The 16,587-nt window shown below is 62.7% G+C and carries 14 protein-coding genes; 8 read left to right on the top strand and 6 right to left on the bottom strand.

The window, feature by feature from the left end; genetic code table 11:
- Positions 1–2 precede the first annotated feature (2 nt).
- Positions 3–683: an HAD family hydrolase gene (locus GM668_RS24650; protein WP_229499867.1), complete on the bottom strand. Its 681-nt coding sequence runs from the start codon at positions 681–683 to the stop codon at positions 3–5.
- A gap of 195 nt (positions 684–878) precedes the next feature.
- Here GM668_RS24650 and GM668_RS24645 point away from each other — a divergent pair, with 195 nt between their 5' ends.
- Complete coding sequence (locus GM668_RS24645; RefSeq protein ID WP_170305809.1) at positions 879–3,581, top strand: PAS domain-containing protein; 2,703 nt, start codon at positions 879–881, stop codon at positions 3,579–3,581.
- 96 nt (positions 3,582–3,677) lie between these two features.
- The gene (locus tag GM668_RS24640; RefSeq protein ID WP_155441623.1) at positions 3,678–5,165 is read left to right on the top strand and encodes a methyl-accepting chemotaxis protein; all 1,488 of its coding nucleotides are present in this window, start codon (positions 3,678–3,680) and stop codon (positions 5,163–5,165) included.
- Positions 5,166–5,215: 50 nt separating this feature from the next.
- On the opposite strand, the gene GM668_RS24635 is transcribed toward GM668_RS24640, so the two are convergent.
- Entirely contained in the window at positions 5,216–5,653 is a 438-nt protein-coding gene (locus GM668_RS24635; RefSeq protein WP_155441622.1) for an ATP-binding protein, read from the bottom strand.
- 38 nt (positions 5,654–5,691) lie between these two features.
- Here GM668_RS24635 and GM668_RS24630 point away from each other — a divergent pair, with 38 nt between their 5' ends.
- The 4 genes from GM668_RS24630 to GM668_RS24615 are packed head-to-tail and all read left to right on the top strand — an operon-like array spanning position 5,692 to position 8,424.
- On the top strand, positions 5,692–6,177 hold the full coding sequence (locus GM668_RS24630) for a FecR family protein (RefSeq protein WP_229499864.1): 486 nt from the start codon (positions 5,692–5,694) through the stop codon (positions 6,175–6,177).
- The gene (locus GM668_RS24625; RefSeq protein WP_155441621.1) at positions 6,174–6,770 is read left to right on the top strand and encodes an OmpA family protein; all 597 of its coding nucleotides are present in this window, start codon (positions 6,174–6,176) and stop codon (positions 6,768–6,770) included. Before GM668_RS24630 ends, GM668_RS24625 begins: the two co-directional genes overlap by 4 nt.
- A 15-nt stretch (positions 6,771–6,785) precedes the next feature.
- Positions 6,786–7,643 carry a substrate-binding periplasmic protein gene (locus GM668_RS24620; protein ID WP_155441620.1) on the top strand — a complete coding sequence of 286 codons (858 nt, stop codon included), beginning with the start codon at positions 6,786–6,788 and terminating at the stop codon, positions 7,641–7,643.
- Positions 7,644–7,674: 31 nt separating this feature from the next.
- The gene (locus GM668_RS24615; RefSeq protein ID WP_155441619.1) at positions 7,675–8,424 is read left to right on the top strand and encodes a substrate-binding periplasmic protein; all 750 of its coding nucleotides are present in this window, start codon (positions 7,675–7,677) and stop codon (positions 8,422–8,424) included.
- An 11-nt stretch (positions 8,425–8,435) separates the two neighbouring features.
- Here GM668_RS24615 and GM668_RS24610 read toward each other — a convergent pair whose 3' ends face one another.
- The 3 genes from GM668_RS24610 to GM668_RS24600 are packed head-to-tail and all read right to left on the bottom strand — an operon-like array spanning position 8,436 to position 11,894.
- Positions 8,436–10,550, bottom strand: coding sequence for a SpoIIE family protein phosphatase (locus GM668_RS24610; protein ID WP_229499861.1), 2,115 nt, complete (start codon positions 10,548–10,550; stop codon positions 8,436–8,438).
- Between the two features lie 16 nt (positions 10,551–10,566).
- The gene (locus GM668_RS24605) at positions 10,567–11,547 is read right to left on the bottom strand and encodes an MBL fold metallo-hydrolase (protein ID WP_155441617.1); all 981 of its coding nucleotides are present in this window, start codon (positions 11,545–11,547) and stop codon (positions 10,567–10,569) included.
- Positions 11,544–11,894, bottom strand: coding sequence for an STAS domain-containing protein (locus GM668_RS24600; protein WP_155441616.1), 351 nt, complete (start codon positions 11,892–11,894; stop codon positions 11,544–11,546). Before GM668_RS24600 ends, GM668_RS24605 begins: the two co-directional genes overlap by 4 nt.
- A 246-nt stretch (positions 11,895–12,140) precedes the next feature.
- On the opposite strand from GM668_RS24600, the gene GM668_RS24595 reads away from it, so the two are divergent.
- Entirely contained in the window at positions 12,141–13,253 is a 1,113-nt protein-coding gene (locus tag GM668_RS24595) for a hypothetical protein (RefSeq protein WP_155441615.1), read from the top strand.
- A 26-nt stretch (positions 13,254–13,279) separates the two neighbouring features.
- On the opposite strand, the gene GM668_RS24590 is transcribed toward GM668_RS24595, so the two are convergent.
- A complete protein-coding gene (locus GM668_RS24590) occupies positions 13,280–15,142 on the bottom strand; it encodes a sensor histidine kinase (RefSeq protein ID WP_155441614.1) in 1,863 nt (620 codons plus the stop codon).
- 138 nt (positions 15,143–15,280) lie between these two features.
- Here GM668_RS24590 and GM668_RS24585 point away from each other — a divergent pair, with 138 nt between their 5' ends.
- Positions 15,281–16,579 (top strand): NCS2 family permease, encoded by a 1,299-nt coding sequence (locus GM668_RS24585; RefSeq protein WP_155441613.1) that lies wholly within the window; start codon positions 15,281–15,283, stop codon positions 16,577–16,579.
- The last annotated feature ends 8 nt before the right edge of the window (positions 16,580–16,587 follow it).

Here is a 16,587-nt window from a genome sequence, read left to right as displayed (position 1 = left end):
GATCAGTGCCCCAGCGCCAGCAATTCTTCGTGCAATTCGCCCATGTGGTCGACAACTCTCCACGCACCGGGAAAATCGTAATGGCGCGTCAGCGGATGGCGCAGCACAATGCACCGCAAGCCGGCGCCCAGCGCCGCCTGCAGGCCGCGGGGCGAATCTTCCACCACCACGCAGTCCGATGCCGCCACGCCCAGCCGTTCCAGCCCCAGGCAGTACGGTTCCGGCGAAGGCTTGCTGTTGACATAGTGTTCCGACGTCAGCGCAAAACGGAAATGCTTGAGCAAGCCCAGCTTCGCATGGATTTGCTGGAAGTGGTCGCCGTTACAGCTGGTCACCACCGCCATCGGCAAACGCGAAGACCACGCCGCCAGCACTGGCTCCACACCCGCCACCGGCTGCACATTGGCGCCCGCCAGCAGTTGCGCATAGCGCACGTTGCGCTCGCCCCGCAAGTCGTCCATCTGCTTGTTCGTTAATTGCAAAGTAGTGAGCAAATGCCACGCGCCGCAATTGTCCGCCAGGTACCAGTCAAAGAATTGCCGTTCCGACAAGTCCACGCCAAAGCGCAGGAATAGCTCACGGTTGGCCTGGTAAAACAAGCGTTCCGTGTCGACCAGCACGCCATCGTTATCCCACAACACGCCCGCCAGCGCCATGCCATTGCTCCCGAACAAAACCGCCATTGTAGGCGACGGCGCCCACACCATGTGCTAACAAAACGGCAATACTGTTGAATTTGCCCACAAGAACCTCGCCAGCCCGGCCCTGGGTATGCAATACTCCACGCAACCGAACCTTGTTAACAATTCCGCATGCCCGTCGAAGGCTTTTTTTCCCGCCTTGCAGCCCGCCTGTTTCCTTTAACCTTGAAGGCCCGGATGGCGTCTGTCGTCATCTTGCTGGTGCTGGGCGCTACTTCCATCGTCACCCTGGGCGCGCTGCTGCTGGCCGAGCGCGACATGAAAAGTGTGATCGGATCGCAACAATTTTCAGTCTTGTCGACGGCAGCCGCCTATGTCGATGAACAGCTCGACAATAAACGCGCCATCCTCGCCACGTTACCGGAAGGCTTGCCGCCGGGCGCCCATGCGGAGCCGGGCGCCATGCAAAAGCTGCTGGAATCGCGCCCGATTGCGCGCGGCGAGTTTTTCAATATCGTCGTGTTTGACCGCAGCGGCACGCTGGTGGCCACGTTGCGCCCGGATTTCAATGAAAGCCGCTTTACCGCCAATACCCAGCCGTACTTTGAGCGCACGGTCAACACACGCAAAGGCTTGATCTCGGAACCTTTCCTGTCGCGCCTGTCCGGCCGCCCCGTCGTCGTGCTGACCCAGCCTGTGCTGGATAAGAATAACGACGTTGCGTTTGTCATTGTCGGCAGCATTGATTTGCAAAAGTCCGACTTTTTTGGCCCTATCAATGCACTGAAACCCGGCAAGACCGGCTTCATGTTCATCATGACGACAGATGGCATCCTGATCCACCACCCGACGCAAAGCCGCCTGCTACAGCACATCAATGCCCGCCCCGGCTACAACCGCGCCACGGAAATGGCGCTGGCCGGCTTTGAGGGGTGGACGGAAGCGAAAAACAAGGATGGCCAGGAAGGCATTTATGCGTACAAGCGGCTGCGCAGCACGGGCTGGATCGTAGGCGCCCGCTACCCGACTGCGGAAGCGTTTGAACCGCTGGCCAACTTGCGCCACCGCGCCATCATTGCCGCCTCCGTATTTGCCGCCGTGGCCGGATTGCTGTCATGGTTTGCCATCAGCCGCCTGTTGTCGCCGCTGCAGCGGCTGCGCACAGGCTTGTCCAAGGTGCGCCAGGACGATGCCGACATCGCGCTGCTGCGCATGAAGCGCAAAGATGAAATCGGCGACCTGGCCCACGCGGTCTACAGCCTGACCGCGGAGCGGGAGCAGGCGCTGAACCTGGCGCGCGACAATGAAACGCTGGTGCGCAATATCCTGCAGCATGCACCGGATGCCTTTATCAGCAGCGACCAGGATGGCCGCATCATTGAATGGAATGCGCAGGCCGAGCGCACGTTTGGCTGGAGCCGCGACGAAGCCGTGGGCCGCACCATTGCCGAGTTGATCATCCCGCACGGCATGCGCAATGCCCATACGGCGGGCATGCAGCGCTTTGCTGCAACGGGGGGCGGTCCCATGATCAACACCCGCGTGCGCGTCCACGCGCTGCGCCGCGATGGCCGGGAAATCCCGGTCGAACTGTCGATCGGCGCATTGCGCCACGGCGACAACAATATGGCGACGGCCTTCCTGCACGACGTGTCGGAGCGGGTGGCCTTTGAAGAAAAGATCGCGGCAGGCGAACGCCGGGCGCGCATGATCGCCGACAGCATGCCTGCCCTGGTCGCGTACATCGACCGCGACTTGCGCTACCAGTTCACCAACGACCATTACCAGTATTTGCTGGGCATCGACCCGCGCAGCATGATCGGCAAAACCGTGCCTGAAGTATTCGGCGCAGAACTGTACCACCGCCTGTGGGCCGAGCATGTCAAGAAAGTCTTGAACGGCGAACGCGTGCACGCCGAACGCTTTTCAACGGAACTGGGCCAGGCGCTGCACATGATGGTGGACCTGGTGCCGGATACCGGCGAAGACGGCGCCGTTGCGGGCTTTTACCTGATGGCGATGGATATCACCAAGCGCAAGGAAGCGGAATTGACGCAGGCGGCCAGCGAAAAACGCCTGCGCCTGATTACCGATAACTTGCCGGTCTTGATTTCCTACCTGGACCACGAGCGCAAGCTACGCTTCGGCAATGCCACCTACCAGCGCTGGATGCATATTGATCCCCAAGCCGTGCTGGGCCAGCATTTGGCCGACATCATCGGCACGCACCAGTACAGCAAATGCGAACCGTTCCTGGCGCGCGCCTACCGTGGCGAAGTCGTGTCGTTTGAATTGCGCACCTTGCTGCATGGCGATGTCCGCACGCTGGACACGACGTTTGTTCCCGACTTGCAGCCGGACGGCTCCGTGGCAGGCGTGTATGCGCTGAGCCATGACATGACGCGCGTGAAAGCCGTGGAAGAACAATTGATCGAACTGGCGCGCATCGACACGCTGACAGGCATCGCCAACCGCCGCAAATTCGATGAAGTGCTGTGGCAAGCCATGGAACGGTGCCGCCGCCAGCGCAGCACGATGGCGCTGGCTTACCTCGATATTGACAATTTCAAAACCATTAACGACACGCTGGGCCATGGCGCCGGTGACGAAGTGCTGAAAGCGTTTGCCGGACGCCTGCAGCGCACCGTGCGCGCCATCGATACCGTGGCGCGCCTGGCCGGTGATGAATTTGTCATCGTGTTTGAAAACATCAGCCACCCGGCGGAAGCCGCCGCACTGGCCGCCAAGGTCGTCGGCGCCGTGCGCGAAGCGCTGGCGCTGCCGGGCGGCGCCATGCACATCACGACCAGCCTGGGCATCGCCTGTTATTCAGGAAGCAAGGAATCACAGCAAGAATTAATTGCCCGCGCCGACCGCGCGCTGTATGCGGCAAAACGCAAGGGGCGCGACTGTTACCAAATGGAGACGCAGTCCGTGTAATTACAAGGTTTGTCATCGGATTGTGAGTTTTGGAGAGAATTGCCCGGAATAAATCCGTCAGAATGGTCCTGCTTTCACATCACAGGGGGCATTGCCATGCTGAAAACTATGCGGATGGAGACCCGGCTGCACGTGGGTTTGGGCAGTATCGTGGCGCTGGTGGTCTTGTTGGGATTCACCGCCTTTACCAACCTGGCTTCCCTGCTGGCGCACTGGAATACCTTCGAGGCGGGCACGATCGTGCGCAAGGATGCCGTCGTCGCCATCGTCGCCGGCAATGGCAATGCCGTGCACCACTTCAAAAACTTCATTTTGCGCGGCGGCGATTATCACACGAAAGTCCGCGCCGACCTGGCCGACATCGACAAGGCAGTCGCCGCCTATACGGCCACCGGCGACATCGACCGCGAAGAACAGGCGCTGCTGGCTGAAGTCAACGCCGCGACCAAGGAATATGGCAGCCAGCTGGCGCAGCTGGAAGCCTTGAAGGAAAAAGGCGCCACCATACCCGAACTGGACAAGGCCGCCAAAGGCGCCGATGCCGCCATCACGGCCGCCACCAGGCGGCTGCTGGCGCTGAACAGCAAGGAAACCAAGGAAGAATCCGACGCGATGCGCGGCATTACTGAACATGCCAAGCAAATCATCCTGACCTTCGCCATTGCCATTGCCGTGCTGGGCTGCGGATTGGCGATCTGGATTTCCCGCTCCATCAGCATGGTGGTCATGGATGTGCAGCGTGTCGTGCAAACGCTGGCCAGCGCATCGAATGAAGTATCGGCTACGGCCGGTTCGCTGTCGCAGGCATCAAGCGAACAGGCGGCCAGCGTGGAAGAAACCAGCGCATCGATTGAGGAAATGACGGCGTCCATCACGACCAATGCGGAAAATGCCCGCGTAACGGATTCGATTGCCACGCAAGCTGCCAGCGAAGCGGCAAAAGGCGGCGAAGTCGTCAAAGCCACGGCGGCGGCCATGCGCCAGATTGCCAAAAAAGTGTCGATCATCGATGACATTGCCTACCAGACGAATTTGCTGGCCTTGAATGCCGCGATCGAGGCGGCCCGCGCCCATGAACACGGTAAAGGCTTTGCCGTCGTGGCGGCGGAAGTGCGCAAGCTGGCCGAACGCAGCCAGATTGCCGCGCAGGAAATTGCAGAAGTCGCCACCAACAGCGTCGACCTGGCCGATCAGGCCGGCTCCTTGCTGGACGCCATGGTGCCGAATATCCGCAAAACGTCTGACCTGGTGCAGGAAATTGCCGCCGCATCGGAAGAACAGGCGGCCGGCGTACGGCAAATCAACAGCGCCGTCAGCCAGCTGAGCCAGACCACGCAGCTCAATGCGGCCAGCTCGGAAGAACTGGCCGCCACGTCGGAGGAAATGAGCGCGCAAGCCGACAACCTGGCGCACCTGATGGATATGTTCAAGCGCTTTTCCCGCCACGACACGCCGGCCGGCGGCGCCGGTTCCAAACCGTCAGCCAGCCATCCGGTGCTGGTCAAGCCAAAATCCTTGCGCGCAGTACGCGTCCACGCAGCCAGCGCCGGCCCGGTGGATGAAAAGCAGTTCACGAATTTCTGAAAGTCCCGCGATCCCCGCACCGGCGGGGATCATCGGCAGCGGCCACGCAATCACACTTCGATCAGCAGGCAATTGCGCTTATCGTGCCGCACATATTCGGCACGCTTGGCCAGTTGCCGGATCAGCATCAAACCGGCGCCCCCGATGGGCTGGTCTTCAATCGCCAAATCCGGATTCGGTTCCTTGTGGGCTTGGCGGTCCGCCAGCGGGTTGAATGGCGGGGCTTCATCTTCATAGCAAAAGCCTGCCGCTTGCGCAAAAATCCACACCGGGCGGTCGCTGTCGCCGCCATAGCCGTGCAACACGCTGTTGCGGAACAATTCTTCCAAAATCAATTCTGCCCGCATGACGGAATCCGGCGCCGCGCCGGCGTGGCGCATTTGCGCCGCCACCAATTCCATCACGACAGGGACGAGCGCGAGCCTGGCTTCGAAACGCGTGCCAGTTTTGCAACCACCTGCGCCGCTACTGATTCCTTTTTGTTCCATTAGAGCATATTATCGGATTGTCTATTATAGAGGTGGACATGACCCTAATAAAATTGCCAAGTGTCGCGGCAATGCTGCTGGTGCTGGCGCCGTTCACTGCCCTGGTCCCGGCGACTTCCATTGCCGCGCCCATTCCAGACAACGCCGCCGGCATCATCAAGACCGCCACTGGCAGTGTAACCATAGAACGCGCCGGAAGAAAGACAGCCGGCACTGCGGGCGCCGTGATTATGCCGTCCGACCGCATCGTCACGGGCGCGGACGGCGGCGCGGGGATCACGCTGCGCGATGAAACGCGGATGGCGCTGGGCCCGAATACCGCACTGGAAATGGAACAGTTCGCGTTCAATTCCACCACGCACGAAGGCAAACTGGGCGCCAGCGTGCGGCGCGGCACGCTGGCAGTCGTGTCCGGCAAAATCGCCAAGCAATCTCCGGCCGCCGTGAAATTCTCCACGCCCTCATCCGTGCTCGGCGTACGCGGCACGGAATTCGTCATTGACGTGGAAGGCAGCGGCGAATGATCGGCCCGCTGATTTTCATTGCGTGCCTGGTGGCTGCCATCAGCCAGCAAAATTCGGCGCCCCGTGAACGCATTACGCTGCTGCCGAACCAGGATGGCAAACCCAGCGCCGTGGTGGTGGCGACGGCCGGCGGTGAAACCGTGCTGGACCAGCCCTACCGCAGCGCCCACGTGGCCCGCAATGCCAGTGTCGCCACCGTGACGGAACAGGAAAGTGCAATCCGCGCCCGCTATGCACCCTTGCTGGCGCAACTCCCGAAAGGGGCCGCTGTCTTTACCGTGTATTTCGAAACCGATACGGAAAACCTGGTGCCGGAATCGGCGGCCCGCTTTGCGCAAATCCGCGATGAGCTGGCGCAGCGCCCGGCGCCGGAAGTCGTCGTGATCGGCCATACGGACCGCGCTGGTACGGCCGAGTACAACGATGCGCTGTCGCTGAAACGGGCGGAACGCGTCAGGCAATTGCTGCTCGAAGCGGGCATCCCGGCCGACAGCATCAGCGTGGCCGGACGCGGCGAACGGGAACCGGCTGTCGCCACCGGCGATGGCAAGGCGGAATTGCGCAACCGCCGCGTGGAGATCCGCGTCCGCTAGCGGGCGCGCTGCACCATGCACTACGCGGCCATCCCCGTCTTGCTGGCCGCGTTGAGTGTCCTGGCGGCAGCGCCGCCTGCCGCAGCCGCAACGCCCTCCACGCCCTCCACGCCCGCCCTGCCGCCAAGCCCCGCGGCCGGCCAGCAACAAGCGGTGACGATTTACGTTGACGACGCTTATCCCCCCTATTCCTATGCCGTGAACGGCACGCCGCTCGGCGTCTATCCTGCGATACTGGCGCGCATTTTTACCGCCATGCCGGCCTACAAGGTCGACCTGCAGCCCGTGCCATGGAAGCGGGGCTTGCGCATGCTGGAGCAAGGCGAAGGCTTTGCGCTGGCCCCGCCCTATTACCGCCCCGGCGACCGGCCGTGGATGGATTATTCCGCCCCCATCATGCTGGAAAGCGTCGTGATGTATTGCAACGACGCCGTGGCGGCCCGCGTCAGCACGCCACGCTGGCCGGACGGCTATTTTGGCCTGCGCATCGGCGTCAATACCGGTTTCCTGCTTGGCGGCCCCGCATTTGATGCGGCCCGGCGCAACAGCAAGCTGGCCGTGGAAGAAGCGCGCGGCACCGATGAAAATCTGAAAAAATTATTGCTGGGCAGGATAGACTGTTACATGAACGACCGCTACGCGATCCAGCATGCACTGTTACGCGCCCGTGCGGAAAATGCGTTCCAGCACAGTGCGCGGGTCGTGGAAACCGCCGTCGTCAGCCAGGAGCACGGCTACCTGGGCTTTACGCGCCTGCACGGCGAGCGGTGGACGTTCCGCGACGATTTTATCCGCCAGTTCAACGTGGCGCTGGAAGAATTGCGGCGCAGCGGTGAACTGGCGCAGATTGCCGAACGCGAGCTGCGGCGCTGATGACGTGGCAAACAACCATGACGGAGGACCTATGGACCGGCGCTTGTTTAACATTGCGGCAGTTGCCGCCACCGCTTCCGCCTTGCCGCGTCCCGCACTGGCGCAAGAGTTATTGGCCGCCGCGGCTGGGGTGATGCATGTTTCCACGCTGCTGGAACAAGACCCGGCCACGCAAATTGCCGAACTGGTCGTGGCAGAAGCCTATAAACGGCTGGGCATGAACCTGCAAGTGCATAAATATCCAGGCGAACGGTCGCTGGTCAGCGCCAACGATGGCCAGACCGATGGCGAACTCTATCGGAAAGTCGGCATGGAGCGCGACTACCCGAACCTGATCATCGTGCCGGTGCCGATCCAGATTTATGAAATCGTGATTTTTTCCCGCGACACGACCTTCATCGTGAACGGATGGGAAAGCCTGCGCCCGTTCACCATTGGTTTTGTGCGGGGCATTAAAATTGTCGAGGCGTCCACGACGGGCATGCGCACCGAACCGGTGCCCACCATGCAGCAGGCGTTCCAGAAACTGGCCATGGGCCGCACCGACGTCGTGGTCGGCAACCGCGCATCCGGCCTGGCTGCCGCCAGGGCGCTGAAAATGGAAGACATTAAAGTGCTGAGCCCGGCGCTGGCGTCGTTCCCGGTCTACCACTACGTGCACCGCAAGCACGAAGCACTGGTGCCGCGCCTGACGGCAGCCATGCAGCAAATGCAAAAAGAAAAAGTCATGGAGCGCATCCAGCGCCAGGTCCTGGGGGAAGTGCTGACGCCGCTGCCTTGAATTAACGGTGCCTAACCGGCACTACCGTTCCAGCGCACCACCAGCAGCGTCAAGTCGTCCGACGGCTCCGCCGTGCCCACGTGGCGGCGCACGTCTTCACGCACGGCGGCTACCAGTGCTTCCGGCCCCAGGCCGTGGGTGTGCGCCAGCAGCGCGTCGAGGCGCTCCACGCCATACAATTCGCCCTGCCCGTTCATGGCTTCGGATATACCATCGGTGGTCAGGCACAGGCTGTCGCCGGGCGCCATCTGGTAATGCTGCACCGGATATTCAAAATCTTCCAGCACGCACAACGGCGGGCCGTCGGCCGGCTGCATGCGTTCCAGTTCGCCCGCTGCCGTCACCCTGCGCGGCGCATCGTGCCCTGCGTTGCACAGCGTGACTTCGCCGGTGTCCACATCGAGGATGCCGGCGATGCACGTGACGAACAGCATTTCCGGGTTTTCCCGGGCCAGTTCGCTGTTGGCGCGGTTGATGATGGCCGCCATATCGATGGCCATACCGGGCTGCGCCGCCATCCCCAGCGCCACGCTTTTCGACAGCGCCTTCGCCACCACCATGAACAGGCTGGCCGGCAAGCCTTTGCCGGACACGTCGCCGATCATGAACAGCATGCGCCGCTGGTCCAGCATGTAGAAATCGTACAAGTCGCCGCCCACTTCGCGCGCCGGTTCCAGCAGCGCCGCCACCGTGAAGCGGGTTTCGCCCGGAAACGCGGCGGCCGGCGCCGGCAAGGTCGCCATTTGAATGCGGCGCGCAGCGGACAGTTCACCGGCCGCCTTGGCTGCCGATTCACGCGCTTCATGCAGCGCGTGTTCGCTGCGGCGCCGCTGGCTGGCTTCCACCACGAACAGGCTGGCCAGCAGCGACAGGCTGCACGCGGTCACGCCCAGCCACACGGTGGCGGCATCGAACAGCAGCCCGGCTCGGGAAAACAGCGCGACACCGGCGCCAAACAGCAGCGCCGACAACGCCAGCCACGCAAACACGCCAGTGCGCAAACTCACGCGCGGCAGCAGCCAGATCATCAGCAGGCCACACAGCGCCAGCGCCCCGGCCTCCGCATAGCGCATAGGCGCAGGCCGCTGCAGCCAGCGTTCGTCAAACAGGCTTTCCGTCAATTGCGCGTGGACGTCGGCGCCCGGCAGCAATTCGCCGCGGGCATTGGTTTGCATGTCAACCAGCCCCAGGCCCGTCAGCGCGACAATGACGATGCGGTTGGTCAGCAAGTCCGCCGGCGCCTTGCCTTCCATGATGTCCAGTGCGGACACGTAGCGGTCATTGGCGTGGCGGCCAAAATGCACGAGCACTTCGCCGCCGGGCTGCGTCGGCACCTGCAAGTCGCCCAGCGCCACGCTGCGTACGCCCTGCGGCGCCACCTCGACCGTCACGGCCGGCAAGCCCACGGCCACGCGGATCAATTCAATCGACAGCGACGGCAGCATGGTGCCGCCCACGGCCGCCACCAGCGGCACCCGCCGCAGCACGCCGTGTTCAGGATCGGCCGCCAGCAAGCCCTGGCCGCTGGCCGCGCCCTGCAGCATCGGCAAACTGGCCAGCGCTTCCGGGTAAGTGCGCAGGAACGGCAGGGGGTCGCCGCCCACCGATTGCACGGGCCAGGCGCGCAGCACCGGCGTGGAGCCGGGAATCGGCGAGCGCAAGCCAGCCGCGCCCAGCACCACGGGGATGCGGCGCATGGCCTTGGCCAGCTGCACGTCATGGCGCGGCATGGCCTTCAGTGCGGATATGACGGCAGGCGCCGCATCGGGCAGGCGCGCAGCCAGCGCTTCGGGCGACGTCAAGTCCGCCTCCGGCATGAAAATATCGAGGCCGATGGCCAGCGGCTGCTGTTCCGCCATCTTGTCCAGCAATTCGGCCAGGCGGTCGCGCGGCCATGGCCACTGGCCAAAGCGCTTCAGCGACGCTTCATCAATGGCGACAATTTGTACGGCGGCATTTTTGCGCTCGCGCGGCATGGCTTTTTGGTAGCCATCGAACAGCGCCAGCTGCAAGCCCGGCAACGGCCCTTCCGGCAGCCACAGCACCAGCAAAACAAATCCCAGCGCCAGCGCCATGGCCGTCGGACGGCCGCGACGGCGCAGCCCGGCCATCAAGCGGGTCAACAAGGCCGATACCATCGTCTCAGGCCGGTGCGGACAGGTCGATTTCCATGCCGTCGTAAGCCGCCACGACGTCCAACGGCGCTTCGCCCGTGATTTCCGCATAGCGGCGGGTTTCCGCCAGCACGCGGGCAATTTGCGCGTCGTCGTAGATCGGTTCGTGGTGGAACAGGCACAGCTGGCGCGCCCGCGCCAGCTGGCACAGTTCCACGCCGACCACGTTGCTGGAGTGGCCCCAGTCGGCCTTCACGGAAATCGAGTCGGCCAGCGAATACATGGCGTCAAAAATCACCAGGTCCGCTTCCCGGAAAAATTCGACAAAGGCTTCGCGCTCCAGTTCGTTATCGAGCTTGTGTTCGGAATCCGTGCTGTAGATCAGCGTCTGGCCTTCATGTTCGAGGCGGTAGCCATACGAATCGCCCGCGTGCAGCTGCAGCTTGGCCGTCACCTTCAAGCCGTTGACTTCGATCGGCTGGCCCGGCGTCATGTGGCGGAATTCAATGGCAGCGCCCAGCTGGTCGAACGTGACCGGGAAGCTGATCGGTTCCTGCTGGCGGCGGAACGCGGTTTCCAGCTGTTCGTGGCAGCCATAAATGATGATGCGGTTGCCCGGAATGTAAGCGGGCGTGAAGAACGGGAACCCCATGATGTGGTCCCAGTGCAGGTGCGACATGAAGATGTGGTACGTCTGCGGCTTGGCAAAGCCATACTTCGCCATTTTCGAGCCGCCCAGCGGACGCAGGCCGCTGCCCATGTCGAGGATCACGTGTTCAGCCGTCGTGGCCTGGTCCCAGCACTGCACTTCCACGCAGCTGGAGTGGCCGCCAAACGTGCCGCGCACGTCAAAACCCAGGTCATTGTCGATGTAGGATGCGATCTTGCCGCTGGTATCGAGGTTGCGGCCGATGGCGCCTTCCAGCGCTGCCACCAGCTTGGCGCGGATCTGCTTGTGGGTCAGCGCCACCGGCAGTGAACCGCGTGCGCCCCAGATGATGGCCTTCATGCGGCCGCCAGCGCAGCCAGTGCCGCTTCGCGGTCCGCAAAAATCTCGAACAGCATGTCAAAGCGGCTGATCTTGAATACTTCCATGACCAGCGGCGACAAGCCTGCCAGCACCATGCGCCCCTTCTGGGCCTTCACCTGTTTAATTGCCAGCATCAGCGCGCGCAGGCCGATACTGGAAATGTAGCTGACCTGGGCAAAATCCAGCACCAGCATCGGTCCGCCCGCCGTACAAGCCCCCAGGTGCGACTCGAGGGCTGCCTTGAATGCATCGGCATGCGAGTGGTCTATGCGTCCCTCGGGACGTAATACGGTGGCGCCGGGTACGGCAAGTGGCTGAAGATCCATGATGACACCTGAAACGTTGGTCGAATTGCAGTATTGAATTCACGGTATGGAATTCACGGCATTGAATTCGAATTACGAATATTGACTGTGATCATGACAGTGTACCACCGCCGCATCATTGAATAACCTTTTTACATGATTTTTCAATTCTGTAAGCGTACTCTTACACCATCGTGCGCCACAATCCGCTACGCATTTTGTTGTTGAAATTGCATACTGGCAAAAAATGATAGGGAGAGGAGACCCATGTTAACTTCCGCCGCGCCTGCGCAAGACATGACTTGCCGCATTTTTGCCACGCTGTCGGACCACCTGGCCTGGCCAGACGACGCTGAACAGTATCTGCGCCTGCAACTGGACCTGGCCATCAGCCAGCCGGAAGGATTGCCGCCCCATTACGATTTGTTGGGAAACTGGCTGCACCAGGAGGCCGAACAGGCGTTGGCCGCTTACCACGCCTATCAGCAGGAAAGGGCCGCCGGCGGCCCGCGCCGCCACTTTGCCAACATGGCGCAAATGCGGCAATTCCTTGCCAGCGCCGCGCCGGCACGGCTGACGGCGGGCGCGTCGCTGTATGGCGTGCTGTCGCGCTGGGAAGATGAAGATTTCCAGCCCATGGTGGCCAGTTATCTCGATTACACAGGCCACGGCATCCCCAGCCATAACCAGTACCTGCAATACCGGGCGTTATTGGAAGCCAATGGCGCTGTGCCGCTGCAGCCGCAGGAAGGTGCGGCATGCCGCAGCGCTGCCGTGGAACTGGCGCTGGCGCGTCACGCCGATGTGCATTTGGCAGAGCTGATCGGTTATAACCTGGGCCGCCAGCAGCCGTCCGCCGCCCTGCTGGCGGCGCGCTATGAACTCAATGAACTGGGTGCGGAAGCCGATGCGTTCGCGGCCCCGGCCGATGCGGCGGGCAGCGCGCCGTCCGCACTGTTTACGTTGCGCGGCGTCATGGCCCGCGTATCGGATCCGGGCGCGTTTTACCGCCGCGTCGACAATGGCTACCGGCTGTACAGGCTGGCCGGCCGTATCGAACTGCCTGCGGCGACGCCCGGCCCGCAAGCCATCATGCCGCCGCGCGACACGCTCGATGCGCCGCCGCAGCGCCGCGCCAGTTATGCGCCGGCGCCGCTGCGGCAGCCCGAACGCCCGCTGATCCGCCATCCGTTCCCGGAAGATGAACATGCGTGGGAAGCCATCGGCAGCGAATTGCGCCTGCTGGAGGCGCGGCTGGCCAGCTCGGAGAGCAAGGAAGAAGCCATGCAAATCCTTGCGCGGCTGATGACGCCGGGCGAGCAGCACACGCAAGTGGGTTTGATGGCGGCGCGGATTTTCAGCCAGCTGTTCCGCCTGTAATAGCAATGTCATGGCCGTGGCGGCGTTCAGCGCCACCACGCCCCAGCATCCTCGCCCGACATCACGGGCAGCGCCTTGGGCGCCGCGTCGGCCAGCGGAAGCCGCACGGTCACGGTGGCGCCCTGGTTGGCGCCTTCGCTGGTCACGGCAATCACGCCGCCATGCATTTCCACCAGCCGCCGCACCAGCGTCAAGCCTATGCCCAGGCCACCCTGCACGCGCTGCAATGTCTGCTTGCCCTGAACGAACACTTTAAACACGTGCGGCAGCAAATCCGGCGTGATGCCGACGCCTTCGTCGCGCACCGACATAACGGCTTCATCGCCCTCACGCCGCACAGCAATGGCAATGCGCGTGCCTGGCGGGCTGTATTTGACGGCATTGTCCAGGATATTGTCGATCACCTGCGCCAGCCGCGTGCCGTCGGCCATGACCGGCACGCAAGCCAGCGATGTTTCCACGTGGTGCGTTTTCAGCTTGCCGGACGATTGCAGCATGTCGACGCAGCTGCGCACGGCTTCGCCGAGATCCATACGCTGGCGGTTCAGCGCCAGCTTGCCCATCAGTGCGCGGTTCACTTCCAGCAAGTCATCGACCAGCGACCGCAAATGCGCCGACTGGCGGCGCAGCACGTCGCGCGCCCGGTTCGATGCTTCGGCCGGCATGCCGGGCAGGCACGCGTGGTCGAGCACGGCCACCGCGCTGGTGATGGCGCCCAGCGGATTGCGCAATTCGTGGCCCAGCATGGCAAGGAATTCATCCTTGGCGGCATTCTGTTCTTCCGCGTGGGTACGCGCGGCCCGCTCGCGCGCCAGCAATTCATTGCGTTCGCGTTCGGCCTGTGCGCGCGAATCCATTTCCTGCCGCAGCCTCGCATCGGCTTCGCGGATCGCGTCGTTGAGCGCTTCCATTTCACCGATATTCGACTTCTTCAACACCGTCACGGCCGATTCGCGGCCCAGCGCACGCGCCGCCCGCGATGCATTTGACACAAAGCGCACCAGCCGCTTGCCGGTATGGACGCCCAGTCCGACCGCTGCCGCGATAGCCAGCAAAAAGCCCGCCACGGCCACCGACATGCCGCGGATCACGGATGCATTGATTTCGGCCACAGGGGCGCCGACCACGACAGCCCAGTCGGACAGCGCCGAATGCACGAAATAGCCATCGATTTCCGTCCCTTCCACCGACGTGTGGCGCAAGCGGCCGGACGGCGCCGCGCGGATGGCCGTCAGCACATCCGCCTGGACCGGGTTGCCGGTCTTGGCCTCGCCGGCGTCGCGGCGCGAAATCATCGTGCCTTTGCCATCGATGACCCACACCGGCCACGATTCAGGGATCACGCGCCCCGCATAGGTGCGGGTGAAATACGACGGAGTGAACGCTTGCGACAGCACCAGGTGGCGGCCCGACGCCGTGGCGATCGGCTGCTCCACCGCCACGAAGTGCTGTTTCAAGGCCGGTCCCCATTTCACGCTGGTAACCAGTCCTTTACCGGTTGAAATCATGTCCTTGACGACGGTGGTATCGGGCCGCTGCGGCAACGGATCGCCATAGGCCACCCGCGTATTGACCAGCTGCTGGCCGTTTTCATCGTACAAAATGATCCAAGCGCCCAGGCCCGCATTGGCGGCCAGCGCTTCGCGGTAAAAGCGGGCATAGTCGGCGCTGTCGAGCGACTGCGAATACGCCAGCGCGCGCAGCACCGACTGGGCGCGGCGGATTTCCGCATCCAGTTCCTGGCGCGCGGAACGGGCGCTTTCCTCGATGTGGCGCATGGCCACTTCGCGCTGCGACGTCAGCAGCATATCCAGGGCGATGCTGAAAAAGACGGCGATCGGCAACACTATGCAAAACGCCAGCAGCCAGTAATGGGTACGTAGTTTCATCGCCCGCAGATCGATACAGAGGGCTCATTTTACCGCGTGTTGCCGCTAATGCAAGATCATCCGGGCCTGAAAGCGGGTGAAAATCGCTGCGATATATGCCGAAAGTGATATGCTGGCAAGAAAACCTCGGGGGAAACCATGTCCATCACTGAGAACCTGTTCAAGCTGAAGGAAAACGGCACCGACGTCCGCACGGAAGTGGTGGCAGGCATCACGACCTTCCTCACCATGGCCTACATCATCTTCGTCAACCCCGCCATCCTGGGCGACGCCGGTGTCCCGAAGGAAGCCGTGTTTGTCGCCACCTGCCTGGCCGCCGCGCTGGGGACGGTCATCATGGCGCTGTATGCGAATTACCCGATCGGCATGGCGCCCGGCATGGGCTTGAACGCGTATTTTGCTTACGCCGTCGTCATGGGCATGCACGTGCCGTGGCAATCGGCGCTGGGCGCCGTGTTCATTTCCGGCTGCCTGTTCATCATTGTCAGCCTGCTGGGGCTGCGCGGCATGATCGTCAACGGCATCCCGCACTCGCTGCGCACCGCCATCACAGTGGGCCTGGGCTTGTTCCTCGGGCTGATTGCCTTGAAAAGCGCGGGCATCGTTGCAGCCAATCCCGCTACCATGATTTCTGCCGGCGATTTACACAAGCCGCCCGCACTGATGGCGATTTTCGGCTTCATGCTGATCGTCGCGCTGGACCGCCTCCGGGTTAAAGGCGCGATCCTGATCGGCATCGTCGTGGTGACGCTGATGAGTTTTGCCTTTGGCGGCAATAAATTCAACGGCCTGGTGTCGGCGCCGCCGTCGCTCGACCCCACGCTGCTGAAACTTGACGTGGGCGGCGCACTCGGGGTCGGCATCGTCAATGTGGTGCTGGTGTTCTTCCTGGTTGAATTGTTTGACGCCACCGGGACACTGATGGGCGTGGCCAACCGCGCCGGCCTGCTGGTGCCGGGCAAAATGGAACGCTTGAATAAAGCGCTGCTGGCCGACAGCTGCGCAATCGTTGCCGGTTCGCTGCTGGGCACGTCCAGCACGACGGCGTATGTGGAAAGCGCGGCGGGCGTGCAGGCAGGCGGGCGCACGGGCTTGACGGCGCTGACGGTGGCGTGCCTGTTCCTCGCGTGCCTGTTCATCGCACCGCTGGCCGGCGTCGTGCCGGCGTACGCGACGGCGCCCGCGCTGCTGTTTGTCGCGTGCCTGATGCTGCGCGACCTGGCGGACCTGGAATGGGGCGAGACGACGGAAAGCGTCCCTGCCGCCATTACCGCCATGCTGATTCCTTTCACGTATTCGATTGCGCACGGCATCGCGTTCGGCTTCATTACCTACGCGGTGCTGAAGCTGGCGACCGGCCGTGCGCGGGAAGTCAAACCCGTCGTGTGGGTGATCGCCATCGTGTTTGCGTTCAAATACGCTTATTTGCCAGGATAGCCTTGCCA

It is taken from the genome of Pseudoduganella ginsengisoli (genome assembly GCF_009720865.1).
GTDB classification, from domain to species: Bacteria; Pseudomonadota; Gammaproteobacteria; order Burkholderiales; family Burkholderiaceae_D; genus Rugamonas; species Rugamonas ginsengisoli.
This window is presented reverse-complemented; position numbering and strand designations above follow the sequence as displayed.

Excerpts from the sequence above, each read along its gene's own strand:
- GM668_RS24650 (WP_229499867.1), bottom strand. The coding sequence starts at position 683 with ATGGCGGTTTTGTTCGGGAGCAATGGCATGGCGCTGGCGGGCGTGTTG.
- GM668_RS24645 (WP_170305809.1), top strand. The coding sequence starts at position 879 with ATGGCGTCTGTCGTCATCTTGCTGGTGCTGGGCGCTACTTCCATCGTC.
- GM668_RS24640 (WP_155441623.1), top strand. The coding sequence starts at position 3,678 with ATGCTGAAAACTATGCGGATGGAGACCCGGCTGCACGTGGGTTTGGGC.
- GM668_RS24635 (WP_155441622.1), bottom strand. The coding sequence starts at position 5,653 with ATGGAACAAAAAGGAATCAGTAGCGGCGCAGGTGGTTGCAAAACTGGC.
- GM668_RS24630 (WP_229499864.1), top strand. The coding sequence starts at position 5,692 with ATGACCCTAATAAAATTGCCAAGTGTCGCGGCAATGCTGCTGGTGCTG.
- GM668_RS24625 (WP_155441621.1), top strand. The coding sequence starts at position 6,174 with ATGATCGGCCCGCTGATTTTCATTGCGTGCCTGGTGGCTGCCATCAGC.
- GM668_RS24620 (WP_155441620.1), top strand. The coding sequence starts at position 6,786 with ATGCACTACGCGGCCATCCCCGTCTTGCTGGCCGCGTTGAGTGTCCTG.
- GM668_RS24615 (WP_155441619.1), top strand. The coding sequence starts at position 7,675 with ATGGACCGGCGCTTGTTTAACATTGCGGCAGTTGCCGCCACCGCTTCC.
- GM668_RS24605 (WP_155441617.1), bottom strand. The coding sequence starts at position 11,547 with ATGAAGGCCATCATCTGGGGCGCACGCGGTTCACTGCCGGTGGCGCTG.
- GM668_RS24600 (WP_155441616.1), bottom strand. The coding sequence starts at position 11,894 with ATGGATCTTCAGCCACTTGCCGTACCCGGCGCCACCGTATTACGTCCC.
- GM668_RS24595 (WP_155441615.1), top strand. The coding sequence starts at position 12,141 with ATGTTAACTTCCGCCGCGCCTGCGCAAGACATGACTTGCCGCATTTTT.
- GM668_RS24590 (WP_155441614.1), bottom strand. The coding sequence starts at position 15,142 with ATGAAACTACGTACCCATTACTGGCTGCTGGCGTTTTGCATAGTGTTG.
- GM668_RS24585 (WP_155441613.1), top strand. The coding sequence starts at position 15,281 with ATGTCCATCACTGAGAACCTGTTCAAGCTGAAGGAAAACGGCACCGAC.